Below are 21,451 nucleotides of genomic sequence, written 5' to 3' on the forward strand. Positions count from 1 at the left end.
TGGGAAGGGGGCAAGACGGCCACCGACGACCGACCGACGAGCGCCCGGCGGGCGAGGAGCAGCAGGTCAGCGCCGGGTGCGTGCGGTGATGACGGGGTGGCGTGGCGCGACGAGCGGCACGTCGGTCGGCGATCACGTCCGATGACCGGCGTGCGACGTTCGGCTGCACCGTTGTGTCGGTGCTCACTCGTCGCCCGGGAGGGGCCAGTTGTCGACCGCCCCTGGTGTCGGCGCTGCAACTTGCCGTTAAGTGAGATCAGACACCGCGAACGAAGCGGTGCGGGTTTTCAGGAGGCTTGAGCAAGACATGTTGGACATGGAGTGGCCCGACGCCTGGCGTGGCTCGTTCCGGATCGAGCTGCGCGCCGAGGCGATCAGCCTGGCCGAGCGCGGCTGGCCGATTCTGCCGGGCACCGTCCCCACGGACGAGGGCGCGCACCCCGAGCCACTGCACGCGGACTGGCAGGAGCGTCTCGGCGCGCATCCCCGTCAGGTCGCCGCGTGGTTCACGGGCAAGCCGTGCAGCTTGCTGGTGGCGACCGGCACGATGGTGGATGCACTCGAGGTCGGTGACGAACTCGGCCGCCGCGCGGCGTCGCTGCTGCGGGTGACGGGACATCCGGCACCGATCGTCGCGATGCCGAACGGCCGTTGGCTGTTCCTCACCGCGTCGGGTGGCGCCCTGCACTCGGCACTCGCCGGCCACACGGACGTCACCTGGCACGGCGAAGGCAGCTATGTGCCGTTGCCGCCCACCCCGTACGAGCAGGGCGTCGTGCACTGGCGCGTCAAGCCCGCGATCTGGGGATGGCGTCTGCCCGCGGCCGCCACGGTGCACGAGGTGCTCGTGCGGGCACTCCTCGGCGAGCACGCCGACGCCCCGGTCGCCACCGAGGGCCAGCCGCTCGAGGATCAGCCCGCCACGGCCCCGTCCGTGGCCTGAAGGACCCCGTGGCCGTGTTCGCCATCGCCGACCGCCCCGAGCACGATGTCGAGCACGGTCACCGCCCCCGCCTTGTCCAGCGGTTCGTTGCCGTTCCCGCACTTCGGCGACTGAACGCAGGACGGGCACCCCGCCGGACACTCGCAGGAGACGATCGCCTCCCGCGTAGCGGCCAACCAGGGGACGAGCGCGGCGAAGCCGCGGTCGGCGAAACCGGCACCCCCGGGATGACCATCGTGCACGAACACCGTCGCCTCCCCGGTGTCAGCGTGCAGAGCGGTCGACACCCCGCCGATGTCCCACCGGTCGCACGTAGCGAAGAGCGGTAGCAGGCCGATCGCCGCGTGTTCGGCAGCATGCAGGGCGCCGGGTAGGCGCGCCGACTCGACCCCGGCGCCACCCGGCGCCCTGCTGCGACTCTCGTCCGTGCCATCTGGCCACGTGATCCCCTCGAGCAGGTCTTCGCTGATCGTGTACCAGACCGCCCTGGTGCGCAGCTCCTCCTCCGGCAGGTCGAGCGGCACCTGGTCCAGCACCTCACCCGAGGGCAGCCTGCGCAGATAACCGACCACCCTCGAGGTCACGGCCACATCGCCCAGGCACACGGTGACGCCACCGAACCGCTCCTTGCGGTGCGTGGCCAGTACCTCGATGTCGACCACCTCACGCGGCGAGGTGTTCCACTCCGGATCCTCCGCGTGCACGAGCGCCACACCCGTCTCCAGGTCGAGGTCGTCGACCACATAGGACGAACCCTGGTGCAGATACACCGCGCCGGGGTGGACCGTTCCGCAGGCTGAACCCGGATCCACCGTGCCCAGCATGCGCGAGGTGTCCGCCTCGACCACGGCGACCTGCTCACCGCCGGACCCACGAATGTCCACATCGAACTGCGGACGGTCACGCGCCGTCCAGTACCAGCCGCTCGGCCTGCGCCGCAGCACCCCGTCCGCCACGAGCGCGTCGAGAACGGAACGCGCCTCCTCGCCGCCGAACGCGTCGAGCTCGCCCGCCTTCAGCGGTAGCTCGGCCGCGGCGCACGCCAACTGAGGTGCCAGCACGTACGGGTTGGCCGGGTCGAGCACTGCCGTCTCCACCGGACGGTCGAGCAGCGCGTGCGGGTGGTGCACCAGGTAGGTGTCGAGCGGATCGTCCCGCGCCACGAACACCACCAGCGCGTCGTCCCCCGCGCGCCCCGCGCGTCCCGACTGCTGCCAGAACGACGCGAGCGTTCCCGGATACCCGGCCAGCACGACCGAGTCCAGCCCCGAGATGTCCACGCCGAGTTCGAGCGCGTTCGTCGTCGCCACGCCCAGCAGGCGGCGTTCCATCAGGTCCTTCTCGAGTCGCCGTCGCTCCTCGGGAAGAAACCCGGCCCGGTAGGCAGCGACCGTGTCCGCCAACTCCGGGTCCACCTCGGACAGAATGCGTTTCGCGCCGAGCGAGGTCAGTTCCGCGCCGTGGCGCGATCGTACGAACGCGAGCGTCCGCGCTCCCTCGATCACCAGCTCGGCGAGGATCCGCGCCGCCTCCGCGCCCGCCGACCGGCGAACCGGCGCCCCGTTCTCGCCCGTCAGCTCGTCGAGCAGCGGCGGTTCCCACAACGCCACCGTGCGTGGGCCGCGAGGCGAGGCGTCCTCGGTCACGGCGGCAGCCGGCCGCCCGGTGAGGCGTTGCGCGAACTCCGCCGGATCCGCCGTGGTCGCCGAGGCGAGGACGAACACCGGCTCGGCCCCGTAATGCCGGGCCACGCGCTGCAGCCGCCGCAGCAACAGCGCCACGTGGGAGCCGAACACGCCGCGGTAGCTGTGGCACTCGTCGACGACCACGTAGCGGAGTTTGCGGAAGAACGAGGCCCAGCGCGCGTGGGAACCGAGGATTCCGCGATGCAGCATGTCCGGGTTGCTGAACACCCAACGCCCGTGTCGGCGCACCCAGTCGCGTTCCTCGCGCGGGGTGTCGCCGTCGTAGGAGGCGGCGCGGACGCTGTCGAGGCCGAGCTCGGTGATCGAGCGCAACTGGTCGGCGCCGAGGGCCTTCGTCGGGGCGAGATACAGCGCGGTCGCGCCCGGGTCGGTGACGAGCGCGGACAGCACGGGCAGCTGGTAGACGAGCGACTTCCCGGACGCGGTGCCGGTGGCCACGATGACGTCCGATCCGTCCCATGCCGCCGACGCCCCGGACGTCTGGTGCGTCCACGGCTGCGTGATCCCGGTGCGTTGCAGGGCATCGACGACCTCCGCGGGAGTCCACTCAGGCCATTCGGTGACCTGTTCGGGCCGCGCGGGCAGGTCGGCGACGTGCGTCACCGGGTTGCGGTGTTCGGGGATGCCCGCGGTCGCGCGCGCGAGGAGTGCGCGTGCGCGAGAGTGCGAGGCGTCGTTCATCTGTTCGAGGATGACACACCGCCGTCAGCAGCCTTCATCACCCGATAGTGATCGGTGACACACCTGTACGCCGGGTATTCGTCCCGCGACAGGGCTCCCGTGATCGACTCCCATACCAATACACTCCGTCGAACAACGTAAAAAGTGGTGCACATCCCATGTCAGCGTCGACACAGTGGAGTTCGCGGCAGCGTTCGCGACTGCCGTCGCTGCTGGCGTAGGCGACGTTTCAGGAGGACGCATGTCCCGGCACTTCCTCGCGGCCAGCTCTCCGGAGCTGGCCGGAGGTGACTACGGCATAGTCGCCGTGGTCGCTGTGATCGCCCTTGCTGCACTGGTACTCGGCTATGTCCTGCTCAAGGAGGTCCTGGCGGCAGACCAGGGCACCGAGCGGATGCGCGAGATCGCCACCGCTGTGCAGGAGGGTGCCGCTGCCTATCTCAACCGACAACGCAAGACACTGGCCGTGTTCGGCGTGGTCGTGTTCCTGCTGTTGTTGGTGCTGCCCGCGGAGGATTGGAACGAGCGCATAGGACGCTCACTGTTCTTCCTCATCGGCGCGGTGTTCTCGTTCTCGATCGGCTACCTGGGCATGTGGCTGGCGACGAGAGCGAACGTCAGGGTGGCGGCGGCCGCCAGGGAATCCGGTGGTCGCGAGAAGGCGATGCGGGTCGCGTTCCGCACCGGCGGCGTCGTCGGCATGATCACGGTCGGTCTCGGCCTGTTCGGTGCGGCCGTCGTGGTGCTCGTCTACGCGGGTCAGGCGCCCAAGGTGCTCGAGGGCTTCGGATTCGGTGCCGCGCTGATCGCCATGTTCATGCGTGTCGGTGGCGGCATCTTCACCAAGGCCGCCGACGTGGGTGCCGACCTGGTCGGCAAGGTCGAACAGAACATTCCCGAGGACGACCCGCGCAACGCGGCCACGATCGCCGACAACGTCGGGGACAACGTCGGCGACTGCGCGGGCATGGCCGCGGACCTGTTCGAGTCGTACGCCGTGACGCTCGTGGCGGCGTTGATCCTCGGCAGCGCGGCCTTCGGTGCGACCGGCGACGGTCTGGTGTTCCCGCTCATCATCCCCGCCATCGGTGTGATCACCGCGGTGATCGGCATCTACATCACCAAGGCCAGGGCCGGTGAGAGTGCACTGACGACGATCAACCGCTCGTTCTACATCTCGGCGGCGATCTCGGCGGTTCTGTCGGCCATCGCGGCGTTCGTGTTCCTGCCGAGCTCGTTCGAGGGAGCGCCGGGCAACCCGGCCGTGATCGCCACGATCTCGGTGCTGATCGGTATCGCACTGGCCGGCCTGATCCTCTGGTTGACGGGCTACTACACGGGTACGGACCACAAGCCGGTCAAGGACGTGGGCAAGACGTCGGAGACGGGTGCGGCGACCGTCATCCTGTCGGGTATCTCGGTGGGCTTCGAGTCCGCCGTGTATACGGCTCTGGTGATCGGCGCGGCCGTGTTCGGTGCGTACCTGCTCGGCGGTGCGGTCGCGTTGTTCGCCGTGGCGCTCGCGGGAACGGGTCTGCTGACGACGGTCGGCGTGATCGTCGCGATGGACACCTTCGGCCCCGTGTCGGACAACGCACAGGGCATCGCCGAGATGTCGGGCGATCTCGAGGAGGGTGAGGGCGTGCAGATCCTCACCGAGCTCGACGCGGTGGGCAACACGACGAAGGCGATCACCAAGGGCATCGCGATCTCGACGGCGGTGCTGGCGGCGACGGCGTTGTTCGGGTCGTACTCGTCGGCGATCCGGGAGGCGCTGACCGACGTGGGCAGGACGGTCGGCGACGCGGTACCGGATTCGTTCGTCGACAGCATCATCTCGCCGAACACGCTCGTCGGCGTGGTCGTGGGTGCGGCCGTGGTGTTCCTGTTCTCCGGCCTCGCGGTGAGCGCCGTCGAACGGGCGGCGGGCGCCGTCGTCTACGAGGTGCGCAGGCAGTTCCGCGACATCCCGGGGATCATGGAGGGCACGACGCGGCCCGAGTACGGCAAGGTCGTCGACATCGTGACCCGCGATTCGCTGCGGGAACTGGCGACCCCGGGTCTGCTGGCCGTGTTCGCCCCGATCGCGGTGGGCTTCGGCCTCGGCACGGGCGCGTTGGCCGGATATCTGGCCGGTGCGATCGCGTGCGGCACGTTGATGGCCGTGTTCCTCGCCAACTCCGGTGGTGCGTGGGACAACGCGAAGAAGCTCGTCGAGGACGGACACCACGGCGGCAAGAACTCCGAGGCGCACGCGGCGACGGTCATCGGCGACACGGTCGGTGACCCGTTCAAGGACACCGCGGGCCCGGCGATCAACCCGCTGCTGAAGGTGATGAACCTGGTGTCGTTGCTGATCGCGCCCGCGGTCGTGCAGCTGACGGTCGGCGACAGCGCCTCGCCGGCACTGCGCATCGTCTTCGCGATCGTGGCCGTCGCGGTGATCGTCGCGGCGATCGTGATCTCGAAGCGTCGCGGTTCGGTGATGACGGAAACCCCGGCGGAGGCGACGACGAACGCCTGACCACCGCCGATCCCGGGCCCTCGAGGCCGACCCGGTCACCGCACATCGGTGGCCGGGCCGGGCCTTGAGGGCTTTTCCGTGTCGCCCGTAGTGTCCGCCGCGAGATCGTGAGGTACGTGACCGTCCGGTCCGGCGGCGTCGTACGGCCGCCGGACGGTACTGTCCGCTCAGGCAGGAATGCGAACGGTGACCAAGGGGGCGACGTGGGCGCGCGGAGGTTCGCGGCGATCGGCGTGGTGAGCGGCGTCCTCGGGGTCGCCCTGCTCGCCGGGTGCGGCCAGGCCTCCGACACCAGATCCGCCGCGCAACGTACCGGCACCACCGGTCCCACGAGCAGCGACGACAGGGACGACAGGGACGAGGACGGCGACGCGGCAGGGGGAAGGGCCGCGGTGTCCTGGGTGGAGCACTACTGCCAGGCCGCGGCCGAGGTCGTCCACTCGGCCAGCCGGATGCCCGACATCGACACGAGCACACCGCAGCGCACGACGGCCACGTCGGCGGAGCTGCTGACCGTCATGATCGACGGGCTGGACAGCGCACTCGAACGGCTCGGCAACCTCGGCGAGTTGCGGGTCGAGGGGGCGAAGCGACTGCGCCACTCGACCATCGAGACCTACACCGCCGTACGCGACCACGCGGCGGACGCCCAGCGTGCGTTGCGCGAGAAGGGCGCGGACGCGGTCGGGGCCGTGCGCGAGACGTTGGACCGCATCGGTGGTCTCGAACTGGTCGGCGGACTCGACGACGTGCCCACGCTGCGCGAGGCGAGCACGCGGGCCGACACCTGTGTCCAGCTGACCTCGGGCGGCAGGACCAGCATCGCCCCGCACTCCTGACGCTCGCGCCCCGCCACTGTTGCCCGAGTTCGGTCTGAGGATCCGCGGCTCCCCGGGCCGTTCCGAGTCCGCGCGGGGTGATCAGCCCTCGCGTGATCGGCCGGAACCAGCGCTGCTCGCGGTGAGATCTACGACGACGAGATCTACGAGAGGCGCTGCTCGGCGTACGTGGCCATGGCATCGGCGAGATACCGGGCCAGTCCCGGCTCGATGCGGTCGTAGAAGTCGACGAAGCGTTCGTCGTCGACGTACAGCCGCCCGAGGCCGACGTAGGACTCGCGATCCGGTGTCCAGAAGTACCGGATCCACCGGTGGTGTGCGTCGACGGCGTCGACCGTGCGTGGGTCGTCGGCGGCCACACCCGCGCGCATCAGTTCCGCAACGCGTTCGGTCGCCTCGGCGCCCTCGCGCTGCACGGCCTGCCACTTCTCGTCCGGCCATCCCTTGACCTTCGCATTGGTCTCCTGCGCGCCCGGCCAACGCTGTTCGGCCTCGGCCGCCAGCTCCTGGGCACGCGCGTCGTCGCGTGCGAGTTCGGTGAACAACTCCTGTGCGTTCACTGCTCTCCCTTCTTCCAGCGTGTCGATGGTGTGTTGCACCGTCCTGGCGAGCCGGTCGAACCGGTCCCGCTCGGCGGTGAGCCGCGCGTGGTGTGCCCGCAGTGCGCGCACCCGGTCGGTATCGCCGTCGAGCACGTCCCGGATCTCGTCCAGCCCCAGGTCCAGTTCCCGCAGCACGAGGATCTCCTGCAGGCGCAGTAGCTGGCGGTCCTCGTAGTAGCGGTAGCCGCCCGAGCCCGTGAACGCGGGCGGCAACAGGCCGACCTCGTCGTAGTGCCGCAGGGTGCGCGAGGTGATGCCCGCCATCCTGGCGACCTGTGCGATCGAGTAAGCCATGCCGATGACGGTAGGGCTTGACGTAGCGTCAACTTCAAGTCGTGATTCGCGCCCGTTCGCGGCGGGAATGTCTGGCGAGAGTGCCGGGCGGGAATGTCTCGGCGCCGGGGGACGTCCCATAGGGATACGGCCGCCGCCCGGCCGGGTGAGCGCTACATCACACGCTTACCTGCCGGTCGCCCGCCACCGTGGGGGTGGCACGGCGGCGCCCCTGTGGTGACATGGAAACATCAGGGAAGGATCGGGCGAACCACTTGACACGTCGGGATCGGCGTGTTGCGGAACCTGGGCAGACATCGTGGACGTTCAACGTGCACACTGGCGGGTCCGACACTGAGCCAGAGGAAGCGGGACAGCGTGGCTGCAACGACGAGGAAGAAGAGCGGCGAGAGCTCGGGTGACGGCAACCGGCGACTGGTGATCGTCGAGTCGCCGACGAAGGCGCGGAAGATCGCGCCTTACCTCGGCAACGGCTATGTCGTCGAGTCCTCGCGCGGCCACATCCGCGACCTGCCCCGCGGCGCCGCCGACGTCCCCGCCAAGTACAAGGGCCAGCCCTGGGCGCGCCTCGGTGTCGACGTCGACAACGACTTCGAGCCCCTCTACATCGTTCCCACGGACAAGAAGTCCACGGTCACCGAGCTGAAGGGCCTGCTCAAGGACGTCGACGAGCTCTACCTCGCCACGGACCCCGACCGTGAGGGCGAGGCCATCGCCTGGCACCTGCTGGAGGCGCTCAAGCCCAAGGTCCCGGTCCGCCGCATGGTGTTCCACGAGGTCACGCCGGAGGCCATCCGCGCCGCGGCCGAGAGCACCCGCGAACTCGACTCCGACCTGGTCGACGCCCAGGAGACGCGCCGCATCCTCGACCGGCTCTACGGCTACGAGGTCTCGCCGGTGCTGTGGAAGAAGGTCATGCCGAAGCTGTCGGCCGGCCGGGTGCAGTCGGTGGCCACGCGTGTGATCGTCGAGCGGGAACGCGAGCGCATGCGGTTCACGTCGGCGTCGTACTGGGACATCTCGGCCACGATGGACGCCGGTGCCGACGCCTCACCGAGGAGTTTCCCCGCCCGGCTGACCAGCGTCGACGGGGCGCGCCTCGCCACCGGACGCGACTTCGGCTGGGACGGCAGGCTCAAGGAGTCCTCGTCCGAGGTGCGCGTGCTCGACGAGTCCGAGGCGAACCGGCTCGCCGAGGCGCTCGGCGGCAGGGACCTCACCGTCAGCAGTGTCGAGGAGAAGCCGTACACGCGGAAGCCGTACGCGCCGTTCATGACCTCGACGCTGCAGCAGGAGGCCGGCCGCAAGCTGCGGTTCTCGTCCGAGCGCACGATGCGCATCGCGCAGCGCCTCTACGAGAACGGCTACATCACCTATATGCGTACCGACTCGACGACGCTGTCGGAGGCGGCGTTGTCGGCCGCGCGCAGCCAGGCCACCGACCTGTACGGCTCCGAGTACGTGTCGAAGGGGCCGCGGCAGTACAACCGCAAGGTCAAGAACGCCCAGGAGGCGCACGAGGCGATCCGGCCCGCCGGTGAGGTGTTCCGCACCCCGGGTCAGGTCGCGGGCGAGCTGGAGACCGACGAGTTCCGGCTCTACGAGCTGATCTGGCAGCGGACCATCGCGTCGCAGATGGCGGACGCGAAGGGCACCACGATGTCGGTGAAGATCACCGGCACGGCCACCAGTGGTGAGGAGTGCGTGTTCTCCGCGTCGGGCCGCACGATCACCTTCCCCGGTTTCCTCAAGGCGTACGTCGAGTCCGTCGACACCGAGGAGGGCGGCGAGGCCGACGACAAGCAGAAGCGCCTTCCGCAGCTGTCCGAGGGCCAGGGCCTGACGGCCACCGAGCTCGACCCGGACGGCCACGCGACGTCGCCGCCCGCCCGCTACAGCGAGCCCGCGCTGGTCAGCAAGCTCGAGGAGTTGGGCATCGGGCGCCCCTCGACGTACGCGTCGATCATCAAGACCATCCAGGACCGCGGCTACGTGTGGAAGAAGGGCTCCGCGCTCGTGCCGTCCTGGGTCGCGTTCTCGGTCGTCGGACTGATGGAACGCCACTTCGAGCGCCTGGTGGACTACGACTTCACCGCCGCGCTGGAGGACGAGCTCGACCGGATCGCCAGCGGCGACGACGAGCGCACCAGCTGGCTGTCGAGGTTCTACTTCGGCGGGGAGCTGGGTGTCGACGGCTCGGTCGGCCGGATCGGCGGACTGAAGAAGCTCGTCGGTTCGAGCGTCGAGGACATCGACGCCAGGGAGATCAACTCGATCCCGATGTTCACCGACGCCGACGGCCGCGACATCGTCGTGCGGGTCGGCCGGTACGGCCCGTACCTCGAGCGCGAGGTGGACGGCACGTCGCAGCGGGCGAACCTGCCCGACGACCTGCCGCCGGACGAGCTGACACTCGAGATCGCCGAGAAACTCTTCGCGACGCCGCAGGAAGGTCGCGTGCTGGGCACCGACCCGGAGACCGGGCACGAGATCGTGGCGAAGGAGGGCCGGTTCGGGCCCTACGTCACCGAGATCCTGCCCGAGCCCGAGGAGGAGCAGCCCGCAGAGGAGGCGACCGCCGAGTCCGGGTCGGGCAAGAAGACCACGGCGAAGAAGTCGACGAAGAAGGCCGCCAAGCCGAAGCCGCGCACCGCGTCGCTGCTGAAGTCGATGGACATCGCCGAGGTGACCCTCGACGACGCGCTGAAGCTGTTGTCGCTGCCCCGGGTCGTCGGCACCGACCCGGAGTCGGGCGAGGAGATCACGGCGCAGAACGGCCGGTACGGGCCGTATCTGAAGAAGGGCACCGACTCGCGGTCGCTGTCGACCGAGGAGCAGATCTTCGACATCACGCTCGAGGAAGCGTTGAAGATCTACGCCGAGCCGAAGCGCAGGGGCAGGCAGGCCGCCGCGAAGCCGCCGCTCAAGGAGCTCAAGGAGGACTCGGTCTCGGGCAAGCCGATCGTCGTCAAGGACGGCCGCTTCGGCCCCTACGTGACCGACGGCGAGTACAACGCGTCGTTGCGCAGGTCCGACAGCGTCGAGGACCTCACGCAGGAACGCGCCGAGGAGCTGCTGGCCGAGAAGCGGGCGAAGGGTCCTGCGAAGAAGCCGGCGAGCCGCAAGAAGTCGAGCTCGTCCGGGTCGTCGAGCTCGGGCGGTACGAAGAAGAAGGCCACGAGCAGCAAGAAGTAGCCCGCACGCGTGGAAACGCGGTGCGTGACGGTGGTCGTCGTCCTCTTGGCGGATGCGCGGCGTGATCGGCCCGCTACCCTGACATCGGGCACTCGACGTGTCGCAGACGGGCAGTAGGAGGAGGACGCGTGGCCAGCGGAGACGGCACCCAGGCTTTCGAGTCGGCGCCGACGTACGGCGATTCGCTGACCGGTTCGGACTCGACGTACGGCGGGGACACGGCGGCATCCGGTGCGCAGACACCGCCGACGTCGCCGGTGTCGCCGCCCGCCCAGCCGACCGCGCCCGATCTGGAGAGCCTGCGCAGCAAGGTCGCCGCGGCGCTGGCCGAGGAGGAGGCCGCGGCGAACCGGCAGCAGGGCGAGGCTCCGGCGGAGCAGGACGACGGCACCGGCGACGTCCCGGAGACGCCTGCCGCGTCGCAGCCGACCGAGGAGATCGAACAGGAGCGTCGCGGGCGGATCCTCTCGCGCATGCGGGGTCAGCTGATGCCGGGCATGCTGCGCAGGAGGCAGAAGCCGACCGTCGCCAAGCCCCTGAACGAGCGGCTCACGGTGCGCAAACCGTCGAACGCCTCGACCGGCCTGTTCGTGGCGCTGGTGCTGCTCGTGGTGTTCGTGATCGTGGCGATCCAGTTCGTCGTGAGCTTCGTCGAGAGCATCGCGGGCCTCTTCTCCTGACCTCCTCGCGGTGACGCACGGTCCGTGACCGTTCACCCCGGGTGTTTTCGCTGGTCCTCCGGCGAGGCTGCCTGGTGCAGCGATACGCTGACGGGACAGGCGGCGCCGGTCATGTGGGGTGGGGCACATCAGCGAGGCAGCTCAGGGGACGCAGAACGTCGACGCATCCGGCGAGGGCACGTCGACGCAGAGCACCTCGGCTCAGGACGCCTACCCCGCGCAGCAGGAGATGTCGACGCTGCGCAGGGCGCGCAGCGTGCTGGCGATCCGGCCGTTCCGCCGACTGTGGGCGGTGACGTACCTGTGCAGCGTGGCCGACTGGCTCGCGATGCTCGGCCTCACCGGTCTGGTCACCAAGTACACCAACGACTACCTGCTGCAGAACTTCGCGTTCGTCGGCGTCGTGCTGACCCAGTTGCTGCCGGGTCTGCTGTTCGCTCCGCTCGGCGGGCTGCTCGCCGACCGGTTCGACCGGCGGAAGGTGATGATCTGCGCGGACGTCGCGCGGTTCGCGCTGCTGTTCTCGATCCCGATCGTCGGATCACCGATCTGGCTGTTCGTGGCCAACTTCCTGGCCGGGTCGGCGGCGATGATGTGGATCCCGTCGAAGGACGCGGCGGTGCCGAACCTGCTGCGTAGGCCCGACCAGGTGGAGACGGCCAACCAGCTGGGCCTGTTCATGACCTACGGGCTCGCGGTCGTCAGCGGTGCGGGGCTGTACTCGGTGCTCACCGGTGTGCAGACGACGCTCGGCATCTCACCCGAGACGTTCGGCGAGTTCGGTGTCGCCAACGCCGTCGTGTTCATCAACGCGCTGCTGTACCTGGCCAGTGCGATCCTCATCGCGACGCGGATCCCGGAGTTGTCGCTCCGCAACGTCCATCCGGTGCCGGCGTCGGCCCGCACCGAACCGGAGCCCGAGCCTGCCGAGGGCGCCAAGGTCGGCTTCTTCGCGATGGTGCGCCAGAGTTTCAGCTACATCCGCAGGACGAAACTGGTCCGCGGGCTGCTGATCGGCATGATGGGCGCGTTCGCCGCGGGTGGTGCCGTGATCGGCGCGGCCAAGCCGTACTCCTCCAGCCTCGGCGGCGGTGACTCGTCGTTCGGCCTGTTGTTCGTCGCGGTGTTCGTCGGCGCCGCAGGCGGGCTGGCCATGGTGCCGAAGCTCGCGCGCCGCCTGCCGCACGACCGGCTGTTCGGCGTGGGCATCGTGCTCGCGGGGATGGCACTGATGGTTGTCGCGCTCTCGCCGCACCTGGCCGTGTCGCTCGTCGCCGCTGCCGCGGTCGGCGGATGCGCGGGAGCGGGCTTCCTCACCGGCGTGACGATCATCGGTTCGCAGATCGACGACGCGATGCGCGGCCGGATCAACGCGATCTACCAGTCGCTGCTGAAGATCATCATCTTCGGGTCGACGGCCACAGTTCCGTTGTTGATCGGTCTGGTGCAGCCGCGCAAGATCGACGTCTGGGGCAGCGAACTGACCATCGACGGCACGCGTCCGGTGCTGCTCGGTGGTGGTCTGCTCGCGGCGCTGGTCGGCATCATCGCCTACCGGCAGATGGATTCCCGCCGCAGCGAACCGATCCTCGCCGACCTGCGCAACGTCATCCGCAGGCGCCCACGCCGCGTCAACGGCCTGCTGATCGCGCTGGAGGGCACGAGCACCACCGACACCGCCACGCACGCCGCACGGCTGGCCGATGCGCTGCGCACGGGGGAGCGGAAGGTCGTGCTCGCCACGGACCCGGCACTCGACGACCGGCGGTTGCAGGGACTGGTGTCGGGGGCGGCGCTGACCAGCGCACGTGCGCAGGCGCTCGCGGCCGCGGCCGTGCGCGCCGACATCGTGGAACGCGACATCCGGCCCGCGCTCGACGCGGGCGCGATCGTCGTGATGGAGCGCTTCGTCGACTCGCCGCTCGCGCACCTGTCGGCGGTGGCCGGGCTCGACGCGTCGGAACTCGAAGGGCTCGCCGACTGGGCGACGGCACGCATGCGGCCCGACCTGACCGTCCTGCTCGACACCGACCCGGCACACAGCGCCGCCGGGGGTGAGGTGAGCGGTGCGTCCTCGGCCGCGCATCATTGGCGTGTGCAGCAGTTGCTCGCCGAGATGGCGTCGTCGGATCCCCAGCACTACGTGGTCGTCGATGCGGACTGCACCGCCGACGAGGTCTCCGACCGCGTGCGAACCGCCGTGCAGTGCGCGCTCGCCGGCCGGGTCAACGGCCTTGGCCGGAAGCGCGGCAAGCGCGGAGCCGGTGCGGCAGAACAGGAACCGGCTGAGACGGCTGAGGAGGCTGCCGAGTCCGCGGAGTCGGCTGAGTCGGCAGCGGCGGAGCCCGCGATGGCCGCGTCCGCGGAGCAGCGTGGGCAGCAGAACCCCGGCCGGGAGGCGCAGGAGACGGCGTCGTGACGTCGGTGTGGTCGCAGGTCGTCGGCCAGGAAACGGCCGTCGAGACGTTGCAGTCGGCCGCGTCCGCTGCCGCCGCTCTGGTGTCCGGTGAGACGACCGACAGCGGGCGCATGACCCACGCGTGGCTGTTCACCGGGCCGCCCGGGTCGGGTCGTTCGGTCGCTGCGCGCACCTTCGCCGCTGCCCTGCAGTGCTCGACGGGCACCGGATGCGGCGGTTGCACCGGTTGCCGCACCGCCCTTGCCGGCACCCACGCCGACGTGCGGCTCGTCGTTCCCGAAGGTCTGTCGATCTCGGTGGCCGAGATGCGCTCGCTCGTGCAGGCCGCCGCGCGCAGGCCGACGACGGGGCAGTGGCAGGTCGTGATCATCGAGGACGCCGACCGGCTGACCGAGGGTGCGTCGAACGCGCTGCTGAAGGCCGTCGAGGAACCGCCGGACCGGACGGTGTTCCTGCTGTGTGCGCCGTCGGACCACCCCGAGGACGTGTCGGTGACCATCCGTTCGCGGTGCAGGCTCGTCACGTTGCAGACCCCGCAGCCCGAGGCGATCGCCCGCGTGCTCGTCGACCGCGACGGGGTCGACGAGCGGACCGCGCAGTGGGCCGCCTCGGTGTGCGGCGGTCACGTCGGCAGGGCGCGGAGGCTGGCCACCGACGAGGCCGCACGCGCGCGCAGGGAGGCGGTGTTGCGCATCCCGCTGGGGCTTCGCAGGGCGGGCGACGTGTTCACCAGCGCCGACGACCTGATCAAGACGGCCGAGTCCGACGCCTCGGACGAGAGCAAGGCCCGCGACGAGGCCGAGGCCGAGGAACTGCGCACCGCCATGGGCTCCGGCGGTACCGGCAAGGGCGTGGCGGCGGCGAAACGGTCGGCGGATGCGGCCGTGAAGCAGTTGGAGAAGCGGCAGAAGTCGCGTGCCACCCGTACCCAGCGCGACACGCTCGACCTGGCGCTGATCGACCTCGCCGGCTTCTATCGGGACGTTCTCGTGACCGCGAGCGGTGCGAACGCGGCGTTGAACCACCCGGACCACGCCGAGCAGAGCCGCGAGGCCGCGCGTGAGTGGACGCCCGCATCCACCCTGCGGCGGCTCGAAGCCGTGCTCGAATGCCGCGACGCCATCACCTGGAACGTCAAACCGCGTATCGCTGTCGAGGCGATGATCACGACCCTGCGTGAAGGCTGACCCTCCGGTTTAAAGCTCCCAAGGGCCCCATGGTCGCGTTCAACGCGACCATGGGGCCCTTGGGGGTTTCAGTCACTCCGTGTCACTCGCGGGGGTGCGGCGAGGGCTTCGTCGGCGTCGATGCGCCCGTGAGGCCGCCTCGCCTGCCCGGCGCCAACGCCACCAGCACCGCGCCGATCAGCAGCATCGCCGTGCCGGTCCAGAAGATCGGCACCGAGGCGTAGGCGCCGCTGGTCTGCGCCAACTTGTCGGGAGCCGCGGGCGGAGCGGCCCCGCCACCCTTCGGCGGCGCCGGCTGCTCGGGAACGCTGCAGTCCACGCCGCCCTTCGGCGCGAAGGCACGCGCCACCTGCTCGCCCAGCGACACCTGGGCCAGCGACGAAGGAAGCTTGTCGGCCGCGTCGTCGGGAAGCAGGTTCTTCAACAGCTTGGTCGGCAGGATCTGCAGGTCGAGCAGGCGGGCCGAGGCGCCCTGCTGGTAGCCCTCGAACGGCTCGGTCCGGTCGCTGCCGCGCTTGGTGAGTTCGGCGATGCTCAGCCGCAGCACACCCAGATCCAGCACCCGCTCGGCCGCGGTGTCGTTGAGCGCCTTCACCCCACCGCTGGCCAACTCGGCGGCGTCGCCGATCACCGGCACGTCCTTGACCTGCTCGTATCCCGGCGTGTTCTTCAGCTCGTCGGTGGGCACGCCGATGGGGATGTCGGCGGTCGGGTTGGCCGCGTCGAGCTTGAACAGCTCCTTGCCGTTCCGCTCGATCGTCAACATGGGCGCGGTGTACTCGACCTCGGAGGTCTTCGCCTCACCCGTCGACAGCACCCGCAGCGTCGGCTGGCTCGCGATCTTCACCGTGAACCCGAGCGGCGTGCCCTTCAGGATGTTGATGTCGGCACCCTGCATGGTCGACGTCGACTCGACCGCCTTGCGGTCGGTGCCCGGCATGTCGACCAGCCGGACCGTCGACCGGGTCGACAGCGTGTTCGGAGCGCTGACCAGCGAGCCCGTACCGTCGGCGGCGGGTTGGGCGTCGGCCGTGCGCTGGCCGGACAGCAACCCGCCCAGGTTCGCCAGCGACCCCAACCGGCCGAGCGCGTTCTTCGCACTCGCGTCCGCGTCGGCCAGCTGACCGATGTCCGGCATCGTCGGGATCGTGTTCAGCAGCGACACGCTCGCCGTCGACGTCGAGGCGTCCGAGATCGTGCCCACGCACGGGCCGCGCTGCTCACTCCAGCGCGCATGGGCCGTGCCGTTCAGGGCACTCACGTTGATCAGCGGGTTGTCCGGGGCGTTGATGCCCGACGACACCGGCTTCTCGTTGTCCGGAAGCGCCGTCTGCGTCACCGACCCCGGAGTGGTCGGCGCATTGCCCCCGATCGAAAGGCCCGCCGGCGAGGCGGACGCGATCGAACGCTCGTAGCTGAGGTAGGACTCCGAGTTCGCCTGCGCACTGGACAGGCCGAAGCCGCCCTCCAACGCCGACTGCTTCGGCAGGTCCTCCTGCGCGCCCGGCATGATCGAACTCGTCGGCACCGACTCGGGCAACAGGCGCACCATGCCCAGAGCCGTCCCGGCCTCGCCGACGGCCTGGCCCCTCGGCTTGTCCTCCTGGGACGCGGGCGGATAGTCCGGATTCGCAGGTTCGGGTACCGGTGTCGTCGGCTGTCCGGCCGCAGGGGCGGCGGTCAGAACGACCATGGCGGCCGCCAACGGCAGCGCTGCCGAGCGGGCCAAACGTCGTCGCATCGTGGTGGGTCCTCCAGTGAGCGGAGCCGGTCGGGGCGGACCGAAGGCTTCTTGAACCGATAACGAGGGAGGGGGTCGTTGGTGACGCACGAACCTCCGGTATAGTTTCAGACATACGGACAACGATCCGTGCCGCCTTAGCTCAGACGGCCAGAGCGACGCACTCGTAATGCGTAGGTCAGGGGTTCGATTCCCCTAGGCGGCTCGCCCGAAGGCGCCCCCTGCTCAGCGCGGGGGGCGCTTTCGCTGTTTTCGGGCCTCGCAATGTCTTCTGGGGGTGCAACCCCCAGACCCCGCCCGGGGCGTTCCCCGGACCCCCATCGTCGATCGCCTCCGGTCCGAGTCTTGCGTTGTTGTGCCTGGTCACCGGGGTTGCTCCTGGGGTGTTCTGCGTGGGTTGGGGTGCGGGTGTCGGGGTGGTGGGCGCGTTGGAGTGGCTCGCTTCGCTGCGCTTGGTTCGGTCGGGTTTTGCTCGGCTTTGGTTCTTGGGGGCAGGGGCCTCGGTTGGTTGCCGCGCTTCGGTCGGGGTGGGGGTGCTGGTTCGCGCGCGGTTTTCCGTCTCCGTTGGCGGTCGGCCGGTCAGGTTCGCCTGTTTGGGTGAGCTCGCCGCGCCGGGTCCCCGTGGAGACGGCGAGGGTGCACATCCCTCGGCAAGCCCGGACGACCTGCTCGGCTCCAGAGTCCGTTCACCGGGTACGACGACCGAAGTGAGATTGCTGCTCGAGCCGGCCAAGGAACACCCGAACGCGACGAACAGGGGCCGCCCGCGTCGCGGACGGCCCCTGTTCCTTACCCCCTGCCGGGCAGGTCAGTACGGGCAGGTGTCCCGGTAGTCGGAGATCGCCGAGTCGTCCGGCGCCGGGCACAGGAACTGGGCGTACCGCTCGTCCTCGTCGAGGAACAGCTTGAACCAGGACAGCGTGTACTTCGCCATGGTCGTGTTCGGCGAGTTCGGGAAGAAGTGGCTCGCGCGCCCGAGCTCCATGTAGGCCTTGTCGGTGCTGTCGGGAATGGACTCGTAGAACGGCTCCGCGTGCCGCGACACCGGCGCCACCGAGTCGCTCTCGCCGCCGATGATGAACGTCGGCGTGGACAGACCGGAGAAGTTCTTCGTGGTGTGCCACGGCGTGAACGGCACGACCGCGTCGATGTCGGAGTTCTCGGTCGCGGCCTCGAGCGAACCGCCGCCGCCCATCGAGTGACCCGCGACGCCCAGGCGCTCCGGGTCGATCCGGTCGCTGACGTCACTGCGTTCGACGAGGTAGTCCAGGGCGGCGTTCAGCTGGTCGGCCCTGCTGCCGGGCTGGTCGTACCGGCTGTTGGTGTCGATGGTGAACACCACGAAGCCCTGCGAGGCGAGCCGCGGGCCCAGCCACGCGATGCTCGACTGGCCCGCGGTGTAGCCGGGGGAGATCGCGATCGCGGCGAACGTACCCTCGTCGGTGGCCGTCGGGTAGTAGATCGTTCCGCCGCCGAAGCCGGAGACCAGGCTGGAGACCGAGGTCTCGTCCACGTCGAACGGCCCTCGCGGCGCCTCGATGCTGTCCTCGGTCGGGTCCGGTCCGTGCTGGTACGGGCTCGCGTCCTGGGCGAGCGCCGTCGTCGGTCCTGCGACGGCGGTTGCGAGCGCCAACGCGGCTGCCGACAACAGCGTCGTCACTTTCGTTCGTCGCACTGTTCCTCCTCGTGATCCGGGTGTGGTCCGGTGGTGCCTACCTCGGGCCTGCTCACTGTCGCCGCTGCGCTCACAGGCCGCATCGGTGTAATCACCGGCCCAGGTGTGAGAAAGTCATCGACGGCTTCTCGGACTTTCCGGGCACGGATTCACCTGTGACGGACGCTTCCGGGTGGAGGGACATGGCGCGGCGAACGGCATCGGAGACACCCGTCGTGGGCAGGGACCACGTGCGGGAGCGACTCGACGCGCTCGCCGACGCGGTGCGCGACGGCCGTGGCGGTGCGCTCGTGCTCGCCGGTGCCCGCGGCACGGGCCGGACGACCCTGCTCGCCACGGTGGCCGCACACGTCCGGGTCGCCGAGGTCGCCGGCGTCGAAGCCGAGGCCGACATGCCGTGGGCGGGCGTGCAACGGCTGGCCGACGCGGCCGGGGTCGCACTCGACACGCGGGACGGCGACGTTCCGGGGGTCGGCGCGGCGCTGCTCGAACGGCTCGCCGATCGTGGGCCCGTGGTGTGCCTCGTCGACGACGCCCACCGGCTCGACGAGCCGTCGCTCGACACACTCGCGTTCGTGGCCCGCCGCTGCGGATCGCTGCCGGTCGGCATCGTCTGCGCCGTTCCGCCTTCCGATCCCGCGCTGCAGCGGCTCGCCGGTCTGGACGTCGAACCGTTGCCGCCGCTGTCGGACGACGACGCGCTGCGGCTCGTGGCGGAGCGAAACAGCCGCATCGCCCCACCGGTGGCGGCCGAACTCGTCGCCACGGCGGGCGGCAACCCGTCCGATCTGTGCGAGCTCGTCGGTGCGCTGACGGCGGCGCAGGCCGTCGGCGGACAGGCGCCACCGCGCTCCCTGCCGTCCGGTGGGCGGGGCCGCACGGCGGTGTTGGCGGCGTACCGGCGGCTGTCGGACGATGCCGCGCGGTTCGTGCTCCGCCTCGCCTGCGCCGACGGTGCCGAACTCGCAGGCGGCGAGCCGGACGCCGACGTCCTGGCCGAGGTACAGCGTTCCGGTCTGGTGTGGATGGCGGGTGACGGGCCGCGTCCGTGCAGTCCGGCCGTCGGCGCGACGCTCTACGACGCGGCAGGCGAACGTGAGCGGAGGCGCGCGCACGCGCGACTGGCCGACTCGATCGACCCGCAACAGCGACGTGCCTCGTGGGAATGGCACACCGCGAGGGCAGACGGCCGGTCGGACGCGGCGGTCGCGGACGTCGTGGCCGCGGTCGCCGACGACCACCCGGAGACGGCAGCCCTCGCCTGGCACCGCGCGGCTCTTCTCACCCCGCCCGGTCCGTCCAAGGCGACGCGGCTGCGGCACGCCGCGCGTCGATACTGGGCCTCCGGCCGATCCGGACCGGCCCGTCGGCTGCTGCGCCAGGCAGGGGCACACACCGCCGACGGCCCGGAGTCGGGCCGGATCCTCGCCGCGCTGGGTGAGATCGAACTCCGTGACGGATGCCCGGAAGTCGCCGCACACCAACTCCTGCTCGCCGCGGAAACGCTGGACCGAGACGAACAGGCCGAGGCGTTCCTGCTCGCGGCGGAGGCACGCAGGACGGCGTCCGACACCGCCGGGTACCTCGAGACGGCGGCCAAGGCGGACGGCTCGCTCGTGGCCACGCACCTGACCGGGATGGCCTCGATGTTCACCGGCGACCACCGTGCGGCGGGCGAGGCGCTGCGCCGCGTGCTCGACGAGGCGGGTGACGACGTGCGCGGCGCACTGTGTGCCGCTGAGGCCGCGGTGACGCTCGGCCGGCCACGCTCGGCCCACGACCGCGCTGCCGTGGCCGTGGCGCGTGCCCGCGGTGATGCCTGCGCACCGCTGTTGCCGACCGCGCTGTTCCAGTTCTCCCTCACCTCGACACTGCTGGACCGTCCGCACGCCGCACTCGAGGCGAGTACCGAAGGGATCGCGCTGGCGGTGGCGAACGGGCAGCGCAACACCGCGGCCGAGCACGAGGTCCTCGCCGCGTTGGCGGAGGTCTCCCTCGGGAACCGGACCGCAGCGCTCGACCACGTCGATGCAGCCCAACCGCGGATCGACAGGGCGGGTCTGGGGCGTGCGGCCGCGATCGCCGAGTGGGTGCGGGCGTGCGCCGACCTGCTCGACGAACGGCCGGGCGACGCGCTGCGGCGACTGGTCGCGTTGTTCACCCCAGCCTCGGGCGTGCCCACGGTGCAGATCGCCGCCGTGCCGCAGCTCGTCGAATGCGCGATCCGATGTGGAGAGTCCGACCGGGCGCAGCGGGCGCTCGACCGCTACGAGAAGTGGGCGACGTCGACGGGGACCGGCGTGTGGGTGGCGCTCGTGCACCGCTGCCGGGGACTGCTCGCCGAGGACGCCGACGAGGCAGAGCGGCACTTCACCACCGCCGTCGACCTCCAACGCTCCGGTGGCATGACGTTGGAACTGGCCCGCACCGAACTGGCCTACGCCAGGCGGCTGCGCAGGCAGCGCCGCAACCGGGAGGCCCGTTCGGTGTTGCGGGACGCGTTCCGGCTCGCCGACGACGCAGGCGCCGACTACTGGGTCACGCAGATCCGCGAGGAGCTCCGCGCGGCGGGCGAACGCGCGGAGAGCGACGGACACGTGGCGGAAGACCTGACGCCGCAACAGGAACGGATCGTGCGGCTCGTCGCCGACGGGCGCACCAACCGCGAGATCGCCGAACGACTCGTGATCTCACAGCGCACCGTCGAGCACCACCTGCGCAACATCTTCGTACGCCTCGGTGTGCGTTCCCGGGTCGAACTCGCCGCAACTGTTCCTCGGCAGAAGAATGCGCCGACCGCGTCCGACTGATTTCTTGACGTCGTCCGGAAAAATGTTCGCCGATGTCAGGGGGAACTGTTTGTCGGTGATTCTTTAACGCCTCCGTGGCGCCACGCAGAATTGCGGACGTGACGCGCTGAGCCGGGAATATGGCAAGGTGTAGGCCATTCTGGTGGCATTGTCGA

12 protein-coding genes and 1 tRNA gene are annotated in these 21,451 nt (G+C 70.2%); 9 read left to right on the plus strand and 4 right to left on the minus strand.

The features are described 5' to 3' along the window. Nucleotides 1-307 precede the first annotated feature (307 nt). Nucleotides 308-943 carry a bifunctional DNA primase/polymerase gene (locus IF64_RS0112155; RefSeq protein ID WP_030532183.1) on the plus strand — a complete coding sequence of 212 codons (636 nt, stop codon included), beginning with the start codon at nucleotides 308-310 and terminating at the stop codon, nucleotides 941-943. Here the strand turns inward: IF64_RS0112155 and IF64_RS0112160 are convergent. Continuing rightward, on the minus strand, nucleotides 913-3,330 hold the full coding sequence (locus IF64_RS0112160; RefSeq protein ID WP_030532184.1) for a DEAD/DEAH box helicase: 2,418 nt from the start codon (nucleotides 3,328-3,330) through the stop codon (nucleotides 913-915). The genes IF64_RS0112155 and IF64_RS0112160 overlap by 31 nt on opposite strands. Before the next feature lie 241 nt (nucleotides 3,331-3,571). On the opposite strand from IF64_RS0112160, the gene IF64_RS0112165 reads away from it, so the two are divergent. Both IF64_RS0112165 and IF64_RS0112170 read left to right on the plus strand, forming a co-directional pair. After that, entirely contained in the window at nucleotides 3,572-5,854 is a 2,283-nt protein-coding gene (locus tag IF64_RS0112165; RefSeq protein WP_030532185.1) for a sodium-translocating pyrophosphatase, read from the plus strand. Nucleotides 5,855-6,057: 203 nt separating this feature from the next. Then, complete coding sequence (locus IF64_RS0112170) at nucleotides 6,058-6,693, plus strand: hypothetical protein (protein ID WP_051757768.1); 636 nt, start codon at nucleotides 6,058-6,060, stop codon at nucleotides 6,691-6,693. A gap of 143 nt (nucleotides 6,694-6,836) precedes the next feature. On the opposite strand, the gene IF64_RS0112175 is transcribed toward IF64_RS0112170, so the two are convergent. Then, nucleotides 6,837-7,589, minus strand: coding sequence for a MerR family transcriptional regulator (locus IF64_RS0112175; protein ID WP_030532187.1), 753 nt, complete (start codon nucleotides 7,587-7,589; stop codon nucleotides 6,837-6,839). Between the two features lie 357 nt (nucleotides 7,590-7,946). On the opposite strand from IF64_RS0112175, the gene topA reads away from it, so the two are divergent. The 4 genes from topA (at nucleotide 7,947) to IF64_RS0112195 (ending at nucleotide 15,070) form a co-directional block, all read left to right on the plus strand. Next, complete coding sequence (gene topA / locus IF64_RS0112180; RefSeq protein ID WP_051757770.1) at nucleotides 7,947-10,784, plus strand: type I DNA topoisomerase; 2,838 nt, start codon at nucleotides 7,947-7,949, stop codon at nucleotides 10,782-10,784. Nucleotides 10,785-10,912: 128 nt separating this feature from the next. After that, nucleotides 10,913-11,464, plus strand: a complete 552-nt coding sequence (locus IF64_RS0112185; RefSeq protein WP_051757771.1) for a hypothetical protein — start codon at nucleotides 10,913-10,915, stop codon at nucleotides 11,462-11,464. Nucleotides 11,465-11,582: 118 nt separating this feature from the next. Next, the gene (locus tag IF64_RS0112190; RefSeq protein ID WP_145600491.1) at nucleotides 11,583-13,883 is read left to right on the plus strand and encodes a bifunctional MFS transporter/dTMP kinase; all 2,301 of its coding nucleotides are present in this window, start codon (nucleotides 11,583-11,585) and stop codon (nucleotides 13,881-13,883) included. Next, entirely contained in the window at nucleotides 13,880-15,070 is a 1,191-nt protein-coding gene (locus IF64_RS0112195; protein WP_030532191.1) for a DNA polymerase III subunit delta', read from the plus strand. Before IF64_RS0112190 ends, IF64_RS0112195 begins: the two co-directional genes overlap by 4 nt. Before the next feature lie 82 nt (nucleotides 15,071-15,152). Here IF64_RS0112195 and IF64_RS0112200 read toward each other — a convergent pair whose 3' ends face one another. Then, entirely contained in the window at nucleotides 15,153-16,811 is a 1,659-nt protein-coding gene (locus tag IF64_RS0112200; RefSeq protein WP_030532192.1) for a hypothetical protein, read from the minus strand. A gap of 131 nt (nucleotides 16,812-16,942) precedes the next feature. Between IF64_RS0112200 and IF64_RS0112205 the strand changes: the two genes are divergently transcribed. Then, a tRNA-Thr gene (locus IF64_RS0112205) sits at nucleotides 16,943-17,016 on the plus strand. Between the two features lie 603 nt (nucleotides 17,017-17,619). On the opposite strand, the gene IF64_RS0112210 is transcribed toward IF64_RS0112205, so the two are convergent. Next, nucleotides 17,620-18,486, minus strand: a complete 867-nt coding sequence (locus IF64_RS0112210) for an alpha/beta hydrolase family protein (protein ID WP_030532193.1) — start codon at nucleotides 18,484-18,486, stop codon at nucleotides 17,620-17,622. A 182-nt stretch (nucleotides 18,487-18,668) separates the two neighbouring features. Here IF64_RS0112210 and IF64_RS0112215 point away from each other — a divergent pair, with 182 nt between their 5' ends. Next, complete coding sequence (locus IF64_RS0112215; protein WP_051757776.1) at nucleotides 18,669-21,296, plus strand: helix-turn-helix transcriptional regulator; 2,628 nt, start codon at nucleotides 18,669-18,671, stop codon at nucleotides 21,294-21,296. The last annotated feature ends 155 nt before the right edge of the window (nucleotides 21,297-21,451 follow it).

Origin of the sequence: Prauserella rugosa (assembly GCF_000719975.1) — a bacterium.
GTDB lineage: Bacteria > Actinomycetota > Actinomycetes > Mycobacteriales > Pseudonocardiaceae > Prauserella > Prauserella rugosa.